The following is a 16,749-nucleotide window of genomic DNA, read 5'->3' as shown; positions in this document are numbered from 1 at the left end:
GACTAAAAATGCATCACCGGGACGAATCGAGTCCCAGGGCGGAGAGATGTGAGCGCCATGCGGGATATGCTGGACATTCAAAAGCAACTGCTGCCCGATCTGCTCGACACCATGAAGAAGCGGTACACGGTGCTGCAGCACATACTGGTATCGGGCGTCGTCGGACGCCGTACGCTTGCGGCTTCCATCGGTTCGACGGAACGTGTGCTGCGCGGCGAGGTTGAATTTCTCAAGGAGCAGGGCTTGCTGCAGATTGACGCTTCGGGGATGCGAATCACCGAGGATGGCCGGCTGCTGCTGGAGAGCATCGAACCACTGATTAAGGACCTGTTCGGCTTGACCGAGTGGGAGGAACGTATCCGTGCCCGATTCGGCTTGAAGCAGGTTGTGATTGTGCCTGGCGATTCGGAGACCTCGCCGCATGCGAAGAAGGAGCTGGGGCGCGCTGGCGCTTCGGTGATGAGAAAGCTGATTCGCGAGGAAGAAGTGATCGCTGTCACCGGCGGTTCTACGATGGCGGAGGTTGCCGGGCAATTGAACGCTACTGCGCCGATGAAAAGCTGCTGGTTTGTGCCGGCGCGCGGCGGATTGGGCGAAAGCGTAGAGCTGCAGGCCAATACGGTTGCTGCCACGATGGCGAAGAAAGCAGGCGGACGTTACCGGCTGTTGCATGTACCCGATCATCTGAATGACGAGGCGTACCAGCTGTTGATGCAGGATGATCATATTACAGAAGTGTTCCATTTTATCCGCAACGCGAGGATGGTCGTTCATGGCATGGGAGATGCTATGGTGATGGCCAGACGGCGAAAGGTTGATCCCGATACGACGGCAAGCTTGCAGCGCGAAGGAGCGCTGGCCGAAGCATTCGGTTATTATTTCGACCGCAGCGGACGAATTTTGCATAAGATGCCGACCATAGGCTTGCGGATCGAGGATATCCATGACATGGATACGGTGATCGGAGTCGCGGGCGGGCGAGGCAAAGGCGAGGCGATTTTGGCTGTGCTCCGACACGGACACGAGGACGTGCTGGTCACGGATGAAGCGGCCGCCGCAGAAATTGTACAGCTATTGTCATCTTGACGGGCTCACCCCCGTCTTGACTATATACAACACAAACCATTCTTAGGAGGAACCTTCTCATGGCAACTAAAGTTGGTATTAACGGATTTGGTCGTATCGGTCGTAACGTATTCCGCGCAGCATTGAACAACCCGAATGTTGAAATCGTCGCAATCAACGATTTGACAGACGTGAAAACGTTGGCTCACCTGCTGAAATATGACACGACGCACGGCACGCTTGATGCTACAGTTGAAGCGACAGAAGGCGCGCTGATCGTGAACGGCAAAACCGTTAAAGTATTTGCTGAGCGCAACCCTGAAAACCTGCCTTGGGCAGAAGCTGGCGCAGAAATCGTTGTTGAATCTACAGGTATTTTCACTTCCAAGGAAAAAGCTGAGCTTCACTTGAAGGGCGGCGCTAAAAAAGTTATCATCTCCGCACCTGCAACGAACGAAGATATCACGATCGTACTCGGCGTAAACGAAGACAAATACGATCCGGCTGCACATACAATCATCTCCAACGCTTCTTGCACAACAAACTGCCTGGCTCCTTTCGCGAAAGTGCTGAACGACAAGTTCGGTATCGAAAAAGGCTTGATGACGACTGTTCACTCCTACACAAATGACCAGTCCGTTCTTGATGTGCCGCACAAAGACCTGCGTCGCGCTCGCGCTGCTGCAGAAAACATCATTCCTTCGACGACTGGCGCAGCGAAAGCTGTATCCCTCGTATTGCCTGAGCTGAAAGGCAAGCTGAACGGCTTCGCACTGCGCGTACCTACGCCAAACGTATCCGTAACGGATCTGGTTGTTGAGCTGAAGCAAAACGTAACGGTTGACGAAGTAAACGCAGCTCTGAAAGAAGCGGCTAACGGCGCTCTGAAAGGCATCTTGAACTACTCCGACGAGCCGCTCGTATCGAGCGACTACAACGGCGACCCTGCTTCCTCCACAATCGACGCGCTGTCGACGATGGTTGCTGGCGACAATCTGGTGAAGGTTGTTTCCTGGTATGACAACGAGTGGGGCTACTCCAACCGCGTAGTTGACCTCGTAGGCTACATCGCGTCCAAAGGCCTGTAAGCAACAACCTCTAGTTGTGGTGATGAACTGAAACTCAAGCTTCAGAAGTGCGTCCGGCATCGGACATCCAGGCAGCAGCCTCCTTGATGAGCAGGCGGCGCGCCGGATGTCCGGTGTTATGCCGGGTCCGTGCTTTTGGGCGTGACGCAGATCATGACCACAATTTTTGTGTAGGGACATAACTCATAGAAAAAAGCGGGAGGCCACGGAGATGAATAAAAAAAGCGTGCGTGATGTGGAAGTAAGCGGTAAGCGGGTATTTGTACGGGTTGATTTCAATGTACCTTTGGAAAACGGTCAAATTACGGACGATACACGGATTCGCGAGACGCTGCCGACGATCAAGTATTTGACGGAGCGCGGAGCGAAGGTTATTTTGGCGAGCCATCTCGGCCGTCCGAAAGGCGAGGTTGTCGAGGAGCTGCGTCTGACGCCAGCGGCTGTCCGTTTGTCCGAGCTGCTCGGCAAGCCGGTTGTGAAGGCTGACGAGGCGATTGGCGAAGCGGTTCAAGCACAGGTGGCTGCGCTGAACGAAGGCGACGTGCTGCTGCTTGAAAACGTGCGTTTCTATGCAGGCGAAGAGAAAAATGATGCCGGGCTGGCGAAGTCGTTTGCCGAGCTGGCTGATTTGTATGTCAACGATGCATTCGGCGCCGCTCACCGCGCACACGCGTCCACGGAAGGCATCGCGCATCATCTGCCGGCCGTTTCCGGCTTGCTGATGGAGAAAGAGCTGGATGTGCTTGGCAAAGCGCTGAACAATCCGGAGCGCCCGTTCACGGCGATCGTCGGCGGCGCGAAGGTAAAGGACAAAATTGACGTCATCAACAACCTGCTGAACCTGGCTGACAACATCATCATCGGCGGCGGCCTCTCCTATACGTTCCTGAAGGCGCTTGGCAATGAAATCGGCAAGTCGCTTGTTGACAACGAGAAAATCGACCTGGCGCTGAGCTTCATCAACAAGGCGAAGGAAAAAGGCGTTAACTTCCTGCTGCCTGAGGACATCGTCGTTACAGACGATTTCAGCGCTAACGCAAATACGAAGATCGTAGCAATCAATGAAATTCCGGCTGATTGGGAAGGCATCGACATCGGGCCGAAAACACGCGAGAAATATGCAAAGGTTATTGCTGAATCCAAGCTGGTTGTGTGGAACGGACCGATGGGTGTATTTGAAATCGAGCCTTTCTCCCATGGCACGCGTGCCGTTGCCCAAGCTTGCGCAACAACTTCCGCTTACACCGTGATCGGCGGCGGCGACTCGGCTGCTGCTGCAGAGAAGTTCCAGCTGGCTGACAAAATGGACCATATCTCCACAGGCGGCGGCGCTTCGCTCGAATTTATGGAAGGCAAGGCGTTGCCAGGCGTCGTAGCTCTGAACGACAAGTAAGCAGTAATTCAGGAAATGAAGCGGCTCAGCGCCCGGCTCCGGCCGGGCTGCGGAGTACGATGAGCAGGCAGAGAGGGGTAACCATCTAATGCGTAAGCCTATTATTGCAGGCAACTGGAAAATGTTCAAAACCGTCAGCGAAGCGACGGCATTCATCAATGAGGTGAAAGGCAAGGCTGAGGTAGAGGGCGTGGAGAGCGTCATTTGCGCGCCTTACACGAATTTGCCTGCACTCGTTGAAGCGGTGAAAGGAACATCGTTGAAAATCGGCGCACAAAACCTGCACTTCGAAGACAACGGTGCATTTACCGGCGAAATCAGCGGTGTAATGCTGAAGGAGCTTGGCGTTGATTATGTCATCATCGGCCATTCCGAGCGCCGCGCTTACTTCGCGGAAACGGATGAAATCGTCAACAAGAAGGCGTTGGCTGCATTCAAGCACGGCTTGACGCCGATTGTGTGTGTAGGCGAGAAGCTTGAAGAGCGCGAAGCGGGTCAGACGAAGGACGTTTGCAAGGTGCAAACGGAAGCGGCTTTTGCTGGTCTGAGCGCAGAGCAAGCGGCGCAAGTCGTGATCGCTTATGAGCCAATCTGGGCCATCGGTACAGGCAAGTCCTCTACAGCAGCTGATGCGCAGGACGTGATCGGTTACATTCGCGGCTTGGTAGAAGGCTTGTATGGCGCAGAGACAGCGGCAGCGGTACGCATCCAATACGGCGGCAGCGTGAAGCCGGGCAACATCGCCGAGTATATGGGCGAAGCGGACATCGACGGCGCGCTTGTAGGCGGCGCCAGCCTGGAGCCGGCTTCCTACATTGCCTTGGTGGAAGGGGCTAAGTAAGATGGCTACGAGACCGAAACCGGTAGCGCTGATTATTTTGGACGGCTTCGGCCTGCGCAGCGACGTGCAGGGCAATGCTGTCGCTCAGGCGAAGAAACCGAACTATGACCGGTATTGGAATCAATTCCCGCATACGACGCTTGTTGCTTGCGGGGAAGCGGTCGGTTTGCCTGAAGGCCAGATGGGCAACTCCGAGGTCGGTCACCTGAACATCGGCGCAGGCCGCACTGTGTATCAGGATTTGACCCGCATCTCCAAGTCGATTCGCGACGGCGAGTTTTTCGACAATGAGACGATTCTTGGAGCGGTTCGCTATGCCAAGGACAACGGGAAAAAGCTGCATCTGTACGGCTTGCTGTCGGACGGCGGCGTACACAGCCATATCGCGCACCTGTTCGCTTTGCTGGAAGTGTGCAAACGCGAGCAATTCGAAGACGTCTACATTCACGCGTTTCTTGATGGCCGTGATGTTGCCCCGGACAGCGCCTCCAAGTACATGGAGCAGCTGGTGGCGAAAATCGCCGAGCTGGGCGTTGGCCGCATCGCGACGGTACAAGGCCGTTACTATGCAATGGACCGCGACAAGCGTTGGGAGCGGACGGAGAAATCGTACCGTGCGATGGTGTACGGCGAAGGTCCTGTATTTGAAGACCCGATGAAGGCCGTGCTGGAGTCGTACTCGCGCTCCGTGTTTGATGAATTTGTCATGCCGACGGTCATCGTGAAGCCGGACGGGACGCCGGTAGGCTTGGTCGAATCCGGCGACGCCGTCGTGTTTTTCAACTTCCGTCCGGACCGGGCGATTCAGCTGTCTCAAGTATTTACCAACAGCGATTTCCGCGGCTTCGAGCGCGGGGACAAGGCTCCGACCGATCTGTATTACGTGTGCCTGACGCTGTTCAGCGAGACGGTCGGCGGGTATGTGGCGTATAAGCCGAAAAATCTCGACAACACGCTGGGCGAGGTGCTGGTGCAAAACAACCTCAAGCAGCTGCGGATTGCCGAGACGGAGAAATACCCGCACGTTACCTTCTTCTTCAGCGGCGGACGTGATGTCGAGCTGCCGGGCGAAACGCGCATTTTGATCAAGTCGCCTGCTGTGGCCACCTATGACCTGCAGCCGGAGATGAGCGCTTACGAGGTGGCAGCCGCCGCAGTGGCGGAGATTGAAGCGGAACGCCAGGATGTCATCATCCTGAACTTTGCCAATCCGGATATGGTAGGCCACTCCGGCCTGCTGCAGCCGACCATCGAAGCGATCGAAGCGACGGACAACTGCCTCGGTCAAGTGGTGGAAGCGGTTCTTGCCAAGGGCGGCGTTGCGCTGATCACGGCGGACCATGGAAATGCCGATGTCGTAACGAATCCGGACGGCTCGCGGAACACGGCGCACACGACAAATCCGGTGCCTTTCATTATGACCGACAGTCATGTTACACTAAGAAACGATGGCATTTTGGCGGATATTGCGCCAACGATTCTGGCGGCGCTTGGTGTCGACAAGCCTGAAGAAATGACCGGAACCACGCTTGCTGCGCCACGTAAGTAAGCTTGTCCGCATGTCGGCCTACACGCTCAGGCATGCGCAGTTAAATTCAAACCATTCAATGAAGGAGTGTTTTCGAATCATGACAATTATTTCGAATGTATATGCTCGTGAAGTGTTGGACTCCCGCGGTAACCCGACGGTAGAAGTTGATGTTCATCTGGAATCCGGCGCACGCGGCCGCGCAATCGTACCATCCGGTGCATCGACAGGCGCTTATGAAGCTGTTGAACTGCGCGACGGCGACAAGTCCCGTTACCTGGGCAAAGGCGTTCTGAAGGCTGTTGAGAACGTCAACGATATTATCGCTCCTGAAGTGATCGGTATGAACGCGCTTGATCAAGTTGGCGTTGACCAACGTATGATTCAATTGGACGGTACGGCTAACAAAGGCAAGCTCGGCGCAAACGCGATTCTTGCTGTCTCCATGGCTGTTGCCCGCGCTGCGGCTGACGCTCTGGATGTTCCATTGTACACGTACCTCGGCGGCTTCAACGCTAAAACACTGCCGGTTCCAATGATGAACATCATCAACGGCGGCGCGCATGCGGACAACAACGTTGACGTGCAAGAATTCATGGTTCTGCCGGTTGGCGCTCCTACGTTCAAGGAAGCTCTGCGTACAGGTACGGAAATTTTCCACAGCCTGAAAGCGGTTCTGAAAGAAAAAGGACTGAACACAGCTGTCGGCGACGAAGGCGGCTTTGCGCCAAACCTGGGCTCCAACGAAGAAGCGATCCAAACGATCATCACCGCTATCGAAAAAGCAGGCTACAAGCCAGGCGTTGACGTATTCCTGGGTATGGACGTTGCTTCCACAGAGTTTTTCAAAGACGGCAAGTACCACCTCGAAGGCGAAGGCAAATCGTTCACTTCCGCTGAGTGGGTAGACTTCCTGGCTGCTTGGGTTGACAAATACCCGATCATCACTATCGAAGACGGCTGCTCCGAAGATGACTGGGATGGCTGGAAGCTGCTGACTGACAAGCTGGGCTCCAAGGTTCAACTCGTTGGCGATGACCTGTTCGTAACGAACACGGAGCGTCTGTCCACGGGGATTGAACAAGACATCGCGAACTCCATCCTGATCAAGGTAAACCAAATCGGCTCCTTGACGGAAACGTTTGATGCGATTGAAATGGCAAAGCGCGCTGGCTACACGGCTGTTATTTCCCACCGTTCCGGCGAAAGTGAAGACAGCACTATTGCTGACATCGCAGCTGCTACGAATGCGGGTCAAATCAAAACCGGCGCTCCATCCCGTACGGACCGCGTAGCGAAGTACAACCAATTGCTTCGCATCGAGGATCAACTCGGCGCAGTAGCTCAATACGCTGGCAAATCGGCGTTCTACAACCTCAAAAACTTCAAATAAGCTAGCCTATACAGCTTTTCTGCGCTACACCCGCTGCCGTCCCGCTTCCTGGGTCCAGCGGGTGGTTTTTATTCCAGGCTGTATCCGGCAGGTGGACGCAGCTTGCGTCTTTCCAATTATTTTTCGGGGGGAAACCTATGGGTAATCTGATAAAGACCGTGTTATTTCTGGTGATCTCGGCTTTTCTTACGCATCTGGTTCCCTTCAGTGATTACTTCCGCAGCCTGGATACGATGATCCACGAATTCGGCCATGCGCTGGTGACGCTGCTGCTGTCGGGCAAGGTAATGTATATCGAGCTGTACGCCAATCACAGCGGCGTCACCTATTCGCAGGTGTCAAACCGCTGGAGCTTGATTCCGATCTCGCTTGCCGGCTATACGATTGCTTCGCTATTCGCGCTGCTGCTGTTTTGGCTGCGTGCGATTGACAAGGAGCGGCTGGGCTTGCAGCTGATGACCTTGGTCGCTGTGTTGTCGCTTGTGCTGTTCGTACGCAATCAGTCAGGGATCGTGTGGCTGCTGGGCTTTATCGTCTTGACCGTGCTGGTGCTAGCGCTCGCTCCGCGTTGGCTGCGGGATGTGTATTATTTGCTGCTGGCCTTTTTGACTCTGGAGGAATCGGTGTTCGGGCCGTTTTCCTTGCTGCTGTACGCCTGGAGTGATCCGTCCAAGGCAGGCGACGCGACGAATCTGGCCAACATGACGCCGGTCCCGGCGGTCGGCTGGGCGCTGCTGTTTACGCTGTTTGCGTTGTGGTGCGCGGCTCAGGCGCTTGGTCACTTTATGCGTGGACGGCGATCCGGCAGGGCGGGACGGCGTACGAAGCCGGAGCTGCGGCTGGACCGTTCGGAGCCGGGCGTGTAGGCAGAGCTGAGGGCGGATCGCTCGGAGCAGGGCAGGTGGGCTGGCTAGCCCCAGACTAGTCGTTCCAGGCAATCGCAGGAGAGGGTGCGCAACGGCGAGAGGAAAAGGCGAGTCTACTGAGAGCGAAGCAGACTTGCCTTTTAATCATGATGGCAAGCATGTGAGCAGGGAGCCTGGGAATGGAAGCAGATGGAAGACTGCTCTGACTCCGAGGCTTTGTTTGTGATCGGCCAAACAAGATTTGTCAGGTTTCTTTTTTTATGCTATACTATGCATGCTGTCTATTTACGGACAAGATCGTGAATCGCTGCTTGTAGGAGGTGTGAAGATGGAAATTGCACTGAAAATTGTTTTGGTGATTGCGTCTATTGGATTAATTTTGGCGGTATTGCTGCAACCAGGCAAAAGCGCTGGGTTATCCGGTGCCATCTCCGGGGGTGCGGAGCACTTGTTCGGTAAGCAGAAGGCGCGCGGGATGGAGCTGTTCCTCCAGCGTTTGACGATGGCACTTGCGGTCATTTTCTTTGTCCTGACGATTGTTGTAGCTTATTTCGTCAGATCCGTTTAGATGATACAACACCTCGATCAAGGCCGTTCTAGGATGAGCGACTGCGTTTCCGAGGCACGTTTTGTGGATACAGAATATGTACAGTGCTTTAGCGCTTAGCGAACTGAAACATTCTGTAACGTTAACAAGCGACAGCAGGGGGCTTATGACTCCTGCTGTTTTTTTATAAGATCAGAGGGCATACGTTTTGAGCGGGTATAGTTGGGACGAAGCTTTTCCCAGGCTAGCGATGGGTGAGGCAGCCGGTGGGCATCAGTCCATGAAGTCGAACCGGAAGCTTGAGGTAAAACAAGCTCTGTTTTTGGGCATGCTGATGTAGAGCGAGACAGCGAAAGAACAGGCGGTGATCGAAGCTGCCGCATTATAATAGAAAGTAAGGGGTGAACCAAGGATGGTAACCAAGGAAGGCTTGCTTGATTTTATGAAAGAAACGGCTTATAAGCCGATGACGTACCAGGAGCTGGAGCAGCAGTTTGAGCTGGAGGACGCGGCTGATTTTAAGGTGTTCCTCAAGCTGCTGAATGAGCTGGAAAACGAAGGGCATGTGCTGCGGACGCGTAATGACCGGTACGGGATTCCGGAACGGATGAATTTGCTGCGCGGCAAGCTGCAGGCGCATGCCAAAGGTTTTGGCTTCCTAATTCCGGATGACCGGGAGCTGCCGGATGTATATATTCATGCCAACGATATGGGGACGGCCATGAATGGCGATATCGTGCTAGTGCGCGTCAATTCAAGAGGAGCCTCCGGCGGCAGGCTGGAAGGCGAGGTTGTTCGCGTCGTCAGCCGGGGTAATACGCAAATTGTCGGACTGTTTCAATCGCAGGGCGAATATGCGTTTGTCGTGCCGGATGACAAGCGGGTTGTGCGGGATATTTTTATTCCGAAGGATGCGTTTAACGGGGCGATGGACGGTCATAAGGTGGTCATCAACATCGTGACGTATCCGGAAGGCCGGGCTGCGGCGCAAGGCGAGGTCGTCGAAATTCTCGGACATCGCAACGATCCGGGAGTCGACATTTTGTCGATTATCCGCAAGCATGGCTTGCCGGAGACATTTCCGGACGAGGTGATGAACGAGGCTACGGCTGCGCCGGAGACGATCACGGAAGAAGAAATTCGCAGTCAGGGACGCCGCGACCTGCGCAACAAACGGATCGTGACGATCGACGGCGAAGATGCGAAGGACCTGGATGATGCGGTTAACGTCGAGCGGCTGGACAACGGCAATTACGTGTTGGGCGTGCATATCGCCGATGTGAGCTACTACGTGACCGAAAGCTCGGCGCTCGATCAGGAAGCGTATAACCGCGGCTGCAGCGTGTATTTGGTGGACCGGGTTATTCCCATGCTGCCGCATCGGCTGTCGAATGGCATATGCTCGTTGAATCCGCAGGTGGACCGGTTGACGATGTCCTGTGAGATGGAGTTCGATCAGCAGGCGAACGTTGTTCGCCATGATATTTTCACCAGCGTTATTCGCACGAGCGAACGGATGACGTATAAAAATGTTCGTACGCTGCTGACCGAAGAGTCGCCGGACCCGGAACTGCTGGAAAAGTACGGTTATCTGATGGATGATTTCCGGCTGATGCAGGAGCTGGCCACGAAGCTGCGCAAGCGGCGGATGAACCGTGGCGCGATCGACTTCGATTTTCAGGAAGCGAAAATTTTGGTTGATCCCGACGGCAAGCCTACGGATATCATTAAACGCGATCGGACAATTGCCGAGATGATTATCGAGGAATTTATGCTGGCGGCGAATGAAACGGTCGCGGAGCATTTTTTCTGGCTGAAGGTACCGTTCCTGTATCGGATTCACGAGGACCCGGACGGCGAGAAGCTGCAGCACTTTATGGAGTTTATTTCGAACTTCGGCTATGCTGTGCGGGGCAAGGGCAACACGGTGCATCCGCGCGCGCTGCAGACGCTGCTGGAGGAGATCAAGGGGACGAAGGAAGAAACGGTCATCAGCACGGTTATGCTGCGCTCGATGAAGCAGGCGCGTTATGATGCGAACAGCATGGGCCACTATGGCCTGGCTGCGGAATATTATTCGCACTTCACTTCGCCGATTCGCCGGTATCCCGATCTGATTATTCATCGCGTGATCCGCGAGGTTTTGGAAAGCGGCGGCTCGCTGACGGATCAGCGGCATGAGTATTTGGCTTCGCGGATGGAGGATATTGCTCGCCAGTCCTCCGAGCGGGAGCGAATGGCCGTCGATGCCGAGCGTGAAACGGAGTCGCTGAAGAAGGCGGAGTTTATGCTGGATAAGGTCGGCGAGGAATTCGACGGCATCATTAGCAGCGTGACGAGCTTCGGGATGTTTATCGAGCTGGACAACACAGTCGAAGGTTTGATCCGGCTGTCTGACATGGCGGACGACTACTACCACTATCATGAAGCGCAGCATGCGTTGATCGGGGAGCGGACGTCGACCATTTACCGGCTCGGCGACGAGGTGAAGGTGCAGGTTACACGCGTCAGTCTCGACGAGAAAACGGTCGACTTTGCGATGGTTAACACAAAGCCTCGTCAGAAAAAAGTCAGCCTGGTCGATGCGCTCAACGCCGTGCGTAAGGACAAACGCAAGGGCGGCGGACTACGCGGCGCAGCTGGCGGCGGCAAAGGCGGGCGCTCCGCCGGACGCGACGGCGGCGGGAAAGGCGGCAGCCGTCCGGGCCGCCGCGAGCGAGCTGCTGCGCGCGGTGAAGCGGAGCGCGGCGGAGGCGAAGGAGCGCCGGCCTGGAGTCGTGGCGCAGGCAAGGGCGCGAATGCGGAGGAGTACGCGCCGCGAGGACGCGCGGAAGCGGAGCGCGACAGCCGCGATGAGGCGGCGCCGGGTTATGGCGGCGCAGCAGGGCGCAGCGGCCGGCGGGGTGAAGGCGCGGCCGAACGTAGCGGCCGCGAGGGCGATGCCGCGCCAGGCTTCTGGCGCGCTGTCAGTGGCGGCGCGGGCAAGCGCGCCGGTGGTCGTGGCGCTGCCGCAGGTGCGGGCAAGCGCAGCAGTGGCGGCCGCGGTAAAGGCGCAGCCGCCGCGAAATCGCGTGCGCTGGAGGCCGTAGGCCGCAGCGCAGGGAGCGAAGCCGGCGCAGGCAAGCGCGGCGGCGGGAGCGGCTCTGGCATCGGCTTCGCGAAGAAGAAGCGGAAGAAAACAATCAAGCGCTGATACGCTTGATTTCCGGGGATGGAGTTGGTACAATGAACTCCATCCCTAGCTATTGCTGGTATTTGCCTGAAGCTTGAGGGGAAGGAGTAGGTGCCCATGAGCAAGAAGAATGACGGTAAGCTGCTGGCGCAGAACAAGAAGGCGTCGCATGATTATTTTATCGAAGATACGTATGAATGCGGTTTGGTACTGACCGGTACGGAGATCAAGTCGCTGCGTCTTGGCAGATCGAACATTGGCGATGCGTTTGCTACGATCCGGAATGGGGAAGCCTTTATCCATAACATGCATATCAGTCCCTTCGAGCAGGGCAACCGCCACAATCCCAGCGATCCGACGCGGGCACGCAAGCTGTTGCTGAAAAAGCTGGAAATCAGCAAGCTTGTCGGCCACGTAAAGCGCGACGGCTATACCCTCGTGCCGCTCAAGGTATATATCCGCAACGGCTACGCCAAGCTGCTAATCGGCCTTGGTCGAGGCAAGAAGCAGTACGACAAGCGTGAAAGCGACGCCAAGCGCGATGCCCAACGGGACATCCAGCGTGCGCTGCGCGAGAAGCAGAAGGTGGCGCGTTAAGCTAGCGATAGAGTGTGACGAACAGTACACCGGATATTGGCCAGCTTTCCAATAAGTCAGCCTGCAAAACTCGTGGACTTGTGTTATACTAAAAAAGCGCCACAGGAAGTCAGCCTGTACAGCGCAAATCAGCAGCTGGCATTCGCCCAGCTTGTCGTTGCCATTGCCAAGCGAAAATCATCAAAGTCAGTCAGCACGAAGTGTCAGGACAGAATCACGGATCTTCGTTCAGAGGATCGGCTGATAAGTTTTTCATCATAACCTTTTGCTTTACTTTTGGGACCCTAGCAGGTCCCTCCTATGCGGGGACGTTCTTGGATTCGACGGGGGTAGTTCGAGCATGGGTTGCGGGTAGTGGGGAGCGTCCGCTTTATCAACGCTAACGCCAATTAACTGGCAAACAACAACAACAACTCGCTTTCGCAGCTTAATAACCTGTGACGCGGCTTCTACCCTGCATCGCCCATGTGCCGGGATAGGGGCTCAACCTTAGTGGGATACGCTGTCTCATCTCCGCCTGCGGTGAGCTGAAGAAGACAATCAGGCTGACCTGGATCGAAGCCGGTTACGGGGCGTCGGCCTGGGTGACATCAAAACTGTGACTACACCCGTAGATGCCTGTGTGGCGTTATCTTCGGACAGGGGTTCGACTCCCCTCGTCTCCATTAAAGTACAGAAAATGTAAGAGGAAGGATCAGACGGTCAGCATATCGACGATATGCCAATCGTCTGATTTTTTTATGGTGATTTTGCGGAAGAGGGATTGAACCACTTGCTTTTGCGTGGCGGTTTCGATCAAGTTCCAGTTGCTTTTCAAATTATGGAACGCTTCGCGGACTTCGGCGATAGGAATCGTTTGTTCAGGCTGCAGTTCCGGCCCGGCCTGCTTTCTCAGCTCGCTGATCCGCGCGTCTTCCTCATCAATCAGTGCAGCGTAATCATCGCCTGAAAGTTTTCCATCCCCTAGCGCCATCATCCAGTTACGGCGGCGTTTCTGGCTCACGGCCAGCTCCTTGTCCAAGTTAATTTTATTGCGCTTGACCTTCGGCGTGGGCTTCTGAAATCCGTCTTCGATGAGTTCAATGTGCTTGAACACCAACTCCGTCAATTGCCGTTCAGAAATGCTGGACGCGTCGCACGTGCCTTTGGCGTATTGGTTGAGGCATCGGTAGCTCAGGTATTTCTTGTTCTTACGAACGGATGCGTTACCGGCGTATGTCGCTCCACATTTTCCGCATTTGATGATCCCGCTGTACGGATAGTCGAATGATCGCCTGGACATGTGGCCTTCTGCACGGCGTTTTCGGAAGTTACGTGCCTGATCAAACTGTTCCTTGCTGATGATCGCCGGATGCGTTCCGGGCTTGATGATGCGCTGATCTTCTTCCCAGTCCTCGGCCTTGAAGTGGTTGAACCCGGCATAGGTAAGATTGGTCAGCATATTCCGCACTGTTTTGCTATCCCACGTCCCACCTTCCTTCGTTCGGCACTTCGTGTTCATATGTTTGGCGATTTTCGTCACGCCCCAACCTTCTTCAGTGAACAGGTCGAAGACTTCCCGGACAAGCTGCGCTTCTTCTTCGACGATAACAAGTTTCATGCTTCCACCTCTTCAAACCGATAGCCCAGCGGCGGACGTGACATATGTTGTCCCTCGTTCTCGGCCTTCTTGACAAGCCCCTTGAGCGTCTCTTCCCGGAGGCTGTTAATGTACAGCTCTGCCCAGATCCCGTTGAGCTGCAGGAACGCTTTGCCCATCGGGGAGCGGGTGTCGATCTCATCCTGCCCTTGCGCTGCGATAATAAGGCGAATGTCCAGCCGGTTAATCATGTCGATGAAGGCGATGATATCGCCCATATTGCGGCTTAAACGGTCGAGCTTATGAATCAGCAGGGCTTCGAAGCGTCGGGCTTTCATGTCTGCAATCATTTCCTGAACGCCGCGGCGCTTGAATGTCTTGCCGCTCACGCCGGGATCGGAATAGACGCGGTATAATTCCAGTCCCTTACGCTCAATTGTTTGCTGTAAAATTTCTTCCTGGGCTTCCAGGCTGAAGCCTTCCTCGGCTTGTGCCGCTGTGCTTACTCTCGTATAAATAGCAGCTCGCATCCATTTTCCTCCCCTGAAAAGAACGTATGTTCTATTTTTGGTATGAAGAGGCCTGTCGGCCGGACCCCATCTTACCGATTCTTCAATTTCTCCAAATCGGTTTCCAGCTTGAGTTGTCGGCGATTCAGAATATCAATACTGTGTTCAAAGGTGTTCAGTGTTTAAAGGTGTTCAGCTCACTCTCCGCGTGGCGCTCAAAGCTTTTCTGTGAGGTCGAAAGTTCTTTCGTAATATCCAGAGTTTCTAAGGCAGCTTGCTTGAGCAAAGGGATATCTGCGGTTTGGGATTCGATTCTAGACAATTGTTGCTTCATGCCTTCGAGTGCCCCTAGTTGTTGCTTCATGCCTTCGAGCGCTCCTAGTTGTTGCTTCATGTCCTCGAGTTCTCCTAGTTGTTGCTTCATGCCTTCGAGTTCTCCTAGTTGTTGCTTCATGCCTTCGAGTTCCCCCAGTTGTTGCTTCATGTCCTTCAGCTCTTCCAGGATTTGCGCTAAGATTTGATCGTTCATGGTTCATCGTCCTTTCGATTAGCTTGAATTATGTATGGTTAACAGCCTTGCGGCTGGAAAGCGCCTATTCAGCAAAGATACGGATAGCGATCTGTTACATTCAAGGGATCGAAGTGTATGATATACCGTTCGTTTACTTTGACGGAAAGACCGTATTTTTCGGTATACCGATCAATCGCATTCTGTAACCCCCAGATAATCCGCTAGTTCGTAGCGGCCGGATATCCGAGCACGGTGGGCTTGCACGATGCGGTCCAAGGGAAGCATGCACTGATAAGCCCATTGTCTGGCAAGCAGCTCCTGTTTGCGGTTTCGGATATCGGACTGGTCAAGGATGTCGCCGACGGTAATGCGGTAGTGGCCGATCTCTTCGGCCACGACGCAGGCTTTCGTAGTCGTCGGCATGGACTTCCGTATGCCGATCTTACTTCCCTTGATCAGCCCCTTTGCCGCTGATCTAAAATCCTTCTCTTCCACCTGTAGTCCAAGGGCGGAAGCGTGATTTATGAGGTATTCATAATTCGCCATCGCATCATCTCCGGTCTACAGATCCTCTAGGTCTTGTCTCATTAGTCCAATTTGCTCCTCGGAGTAATCATCGCTGTGCGCCGCGACAACTTCCAGATGCGGTTTTTGAACACGGTTGTATTCCATGTCGAGAACCGTGTTTACTGTGTGTTTGCCTTTATCGTCCAAATTTCTATACTTTTTGAGTAGCACACGTTCTTCGGGCTGAATAATATTTTCTTCTTTCACTTTTAGGCCTGTGCCGTTTTCTTGATATAGTGAAATGTCCTCCATCCCGTTATCTTCGATTATGTTGCTCTTTTTTAAGTTAAACCTACTGGCGATTCGTTCAATTGGTCCCATTCTCGGTTCTTTTCTTCCAGTTTCCCAAGCGGAAACAGCTTTATTAGTAACTCCAGCAATTTCAGCTAGATCCTCTTGCGTCAAATTATAACGCTCACGAATCTTTTTAATATTTTCTGCAATAGTCATGATATCCACCCTCGAGGAATCTATTATAAGTGGATTATACATTTCAAGTCGGATAAAATCAACCAAAAGAAGATAAAATATTCATTTTGATGTTGACAATCTACTTTTAGAAGATAATTATAGAGTCATATCCGCTTAAAGGAGATGTTGAGTGTGGCGGTAACTCCTAAACAGGCCAGGCTACTGGCTGATTTATCGCAAAAGGAAGTTGCATCTATGTTGGGTGTCCATCGGCAAACATATATGAAGTGGGAAAACAATTCTGATGATATGCCGGTGGGGAAAGCAAAAGAATTTTCGAAGTTAGTAGGAAGGAGTGTTAACGAAATTTTTTTAATCTATAATCTACTTTAAGTGGATATTTTGAAAATCAAGACGTTGCTAGATTGGTGGAAGGGTGATGTTCTCGATGAAATCAATCCTTCTTATCCAGCACGTGAAACGGAGGAGATCATATGAAGGCAATTTTGAAGTCGAGCCAGCTCAGCTATGAACTGCTGGAGAAGATCGCCATGCAAGTGCGTGCGGCGAAAACACACCCGCCTGAACGTCAACGGCCCTCAGGCGGCAAAAGGAGCCATTCCTGTAATGAAGTAATTTGAGCTTTGAACGAAAAAAGCACCTCTTGTATACTGGGAAACGT

The 16,749-nt window shown here is 53.9% G+C and carries 17 protein-coding genes and 1 other RNA gene; 13 read left to right on the top strand and 5 right to left on the bottom strand.

The annotated features are described in order from the left end of the window. Positions 1–57 precede the first annotated feature (57 nt). The 11 genes from AC6ROY_RS22975 to ssrA all read left to right on the top strand — a co-directional run bounded on the left by AC6ROY_RS22975 (position 58) and on the right by ssrA (position 13,158). A complete protein-coding gene (locus AC6ROY_RS22975) occupies positions 58–1,086 on the top strand; it encodes a sugar-binding transcriptional regulator (protein ID WP_500102943.1) in 1,029 nt (342 codons plus the stop codon). Between the two features lie 59 nt (positions 1,087–1,145). Next, positions 1,146–2,153 (top strand): type I glyceraldehyde-3-phosphate dehydrogenase, encoded by a 1,008-nt coding sequence (gene gap / locus AC6ROY_RS22970; RefSeq protein WP_500102914.1) that lies wholly within the window; start codon positions 1,146–1,148, stop codon positions 2,151–2,153. 211 nt (positions 2,154–2,364) lie between these two features. After that, positions 2,365–3,546, top strand: a complete 1,182-nt coding sequence (locus AC6ROY_RS22965) for a phosphoglycerate kinase (RefSeq protein WP_500102913.1) — start codon at positions 2,365–2,367, stop codon at positions 3,544–3,546. Positions 3,547–3,634: 88 nt separating this feature from the next. After that, positions 3,635–4,387, top strand: a complete 753-nt coding sequence (gene tpiA, locus AC6ROY_RS22960; protein WP_500102912.1) for a triose-phosphate isomerase — start codon at positions 3,635–3,637, stop codon at positions 4,385–4,387. 1 nt (position 4,388) lies between these two features. Continuing rightward, positions 4,389–5,936: a 2,3-bisphosphoglycerate-independent phosphoglycerate mutase gene (gpmI, locus tag AC6ROY_RS22955; protein ID WP_500102911.1), complete on the top strand. Its 1,548-nt coding sequence runs from the start codon at positions 4,389–4,391 to the stop codon at positions 5,934–5,936. A gap of 79 nt (positions 5,937–6,015) precedes the next feature. Then, positions 6,016–7,308 carry a phosphopyruvate hydratase gene (gene eno / locus AC6ROY_RS22950; protein ID WP_500102910.1) on the top strand — a complete coding sequence of 431 codons (1,293 nt, stop codon included), beginning with the start codon at positions 6,016–6,018 and terminating at the stop codon, positions 7,306–7,308. A gap of 137 nt (positions 7,309–7,445) precedes the next feature. After that, a complete protein-coding gene (locus tag AC6ROY_RS22945; RefSeq protein ID WP_500102909.1) occupies positions 7,446–8,174 on the top strand; it encodes a M50 family metallopeptidase in 729 nt (242 codons plus the stop codon). Positions 8,175–8,502: 328 nt separating this feature from the next. After that, a complete protein-coding gene (gene secG, locus AC6ROY_RS22940; RefSeq protein ID WP_500102908.1) occupies positions 8,503–8,742 on the top strand; it encodes a preprotein translocase subunit SecG in 240 nt (79 codons plus the stop codon). A 391-nt stretch (positions 8,743–9,133) separates the two neighbouring features. After that, positions 9,134–11,914, top strand: coding sequence for a ribonuclease R (gene rnr, locus AC6ROY_RS22935; protein WP_500102907.1), 2,781 nt, complete (start codon positions 9,134–9,136; stop codon positions 11,912–11,914). Between the two features lie 96 nt (positions 11,915–12,010). Continuing rightward, positions 12,011–12,490, top strand: coding sequence for an SsrA-binding protein SmpB (gene smpB / locus AC6ROY_RS22930; protein WP_500102906.1), 480 nt, complete (start codon positions 12,011–12,013; stop codon positions 12,488–12,490). A 304-nt stretch (positions 12,491–12,794) separates the two neighbouring features. Beyond that, positions 12,795–13,158: a transfer-messenger RNA gene (gene ssrA, locus AC6ROY_RS22925) on the top strand. Positions 13,159–13,184: 26 nt separating this feature from the next. On the opposite strand, the gene AC6ROY_RS22920 is transcribed toward ssrA, so the two are convergent. The 5 genes from AC6ROY_RS22920 to AC6ROY_RS22900 form a co-directional block, all read right to left on the bottom strand. Continuing rightward, a complete protein-coding gene (locus tag AC6ROY_RS22920; protein ID WP_500102905.1) occupies positions 13,185–14,090 on the bottom strand; it encodes a recombinase family protein in 906 nt (301 codons plus the stop codon). Then, positions 14,087–14,599, bottom strand: a complete 513-nt coding sequence (locus AC6ROY_RS22915) for a recombinase family protein (RefSeq protein WP_500102904.1) — start codon at positions 14,597–14,599, stop codon at positions 14,087–14,089. Before AC6ROY_RS22915 ends, AC6ROY_RS22920 begins: the two co-directional genes overlap by 4 nt. 154 nt (positions 14,600–14,753) lie before the next feature. Next, positions 14,754–15,107: a hypothetical protein gene (locus AC6ROY_RS22910; RefSeq protein ID WP_500102903.1), complete on the bottom strand. Its 354-nt coding sequence runs from the start codon at positions 15,105–15,107 to the stop codon at positions 14,754–14,756. A gap of 171 nt (positions 15,108–15,278) precedes the next feature. Next, positions 15,279–15,635 carry an ImmA/IrrE family metallo-endopeptidase gene (locus tag AC6ROY_RS22905; RefSeq protein ID WP_500102902.1) on the bottom strand — a complete coding sequence of 119 codons (357 nt, stop codon included), beginning with the start codon at positions 15,633–15,635 and terminating at the stop codon, positions 15,279–15,281. Positions 15,636–15,650: 15 nt separating this feature from the next. Next, positions 15,651–16,106 carry a helix-turn-helix transcriptional regulator gene (locus tag AC6ROY_RS22900; protein WP_500102901.1) on the bottom strand — a complete coding sequence of 152 codons (456 nt, stop codon included), beginning with the start codon at positions 16,104–16,106 and terminating at the stop codon, positions 15,651–15,653. Positions 16,107–16,259: 153 nt separating this feature from the next. Here AC6ROY_RS22900 and AC6ROY_RS22895 point away from each other — a divergent pair, with 153 nt between their 5' ends. Next, positions 16,260–16,460, top strand: coding sequence for a helix-turn-helix transcriptional regulator (locus AC6ROY_RS22895; protein ID WP_500102900.1), 201 nt, complete (start codon positions 16,260–16,262; stop codon positions 16,458–16,460). A 101-nt stretch (positions 16,461–16,561) separates the two neighbouring features. Further along, positions 16,562–16,708 (top strand): hypothetical protein, encoded by a 147-nt coding sequence (locus AC6ROY_RS22890; protein ID WP_500102899.1) that lies wholly within the window; start codon positions 16,562–16,564, stop codon positions 16,706–16,708. Positions 16,709–16,749 lie beyond the last annotated feature (41 nt).

The sequence above is a fragment of the Paenibacillus sp. sg306046 genome, assembly GCF_059821225.1.
Note: the sequence above shows the minus strand (reverse complement) of the source record. Positions and strands in the feature narration are given on the sequence as shown.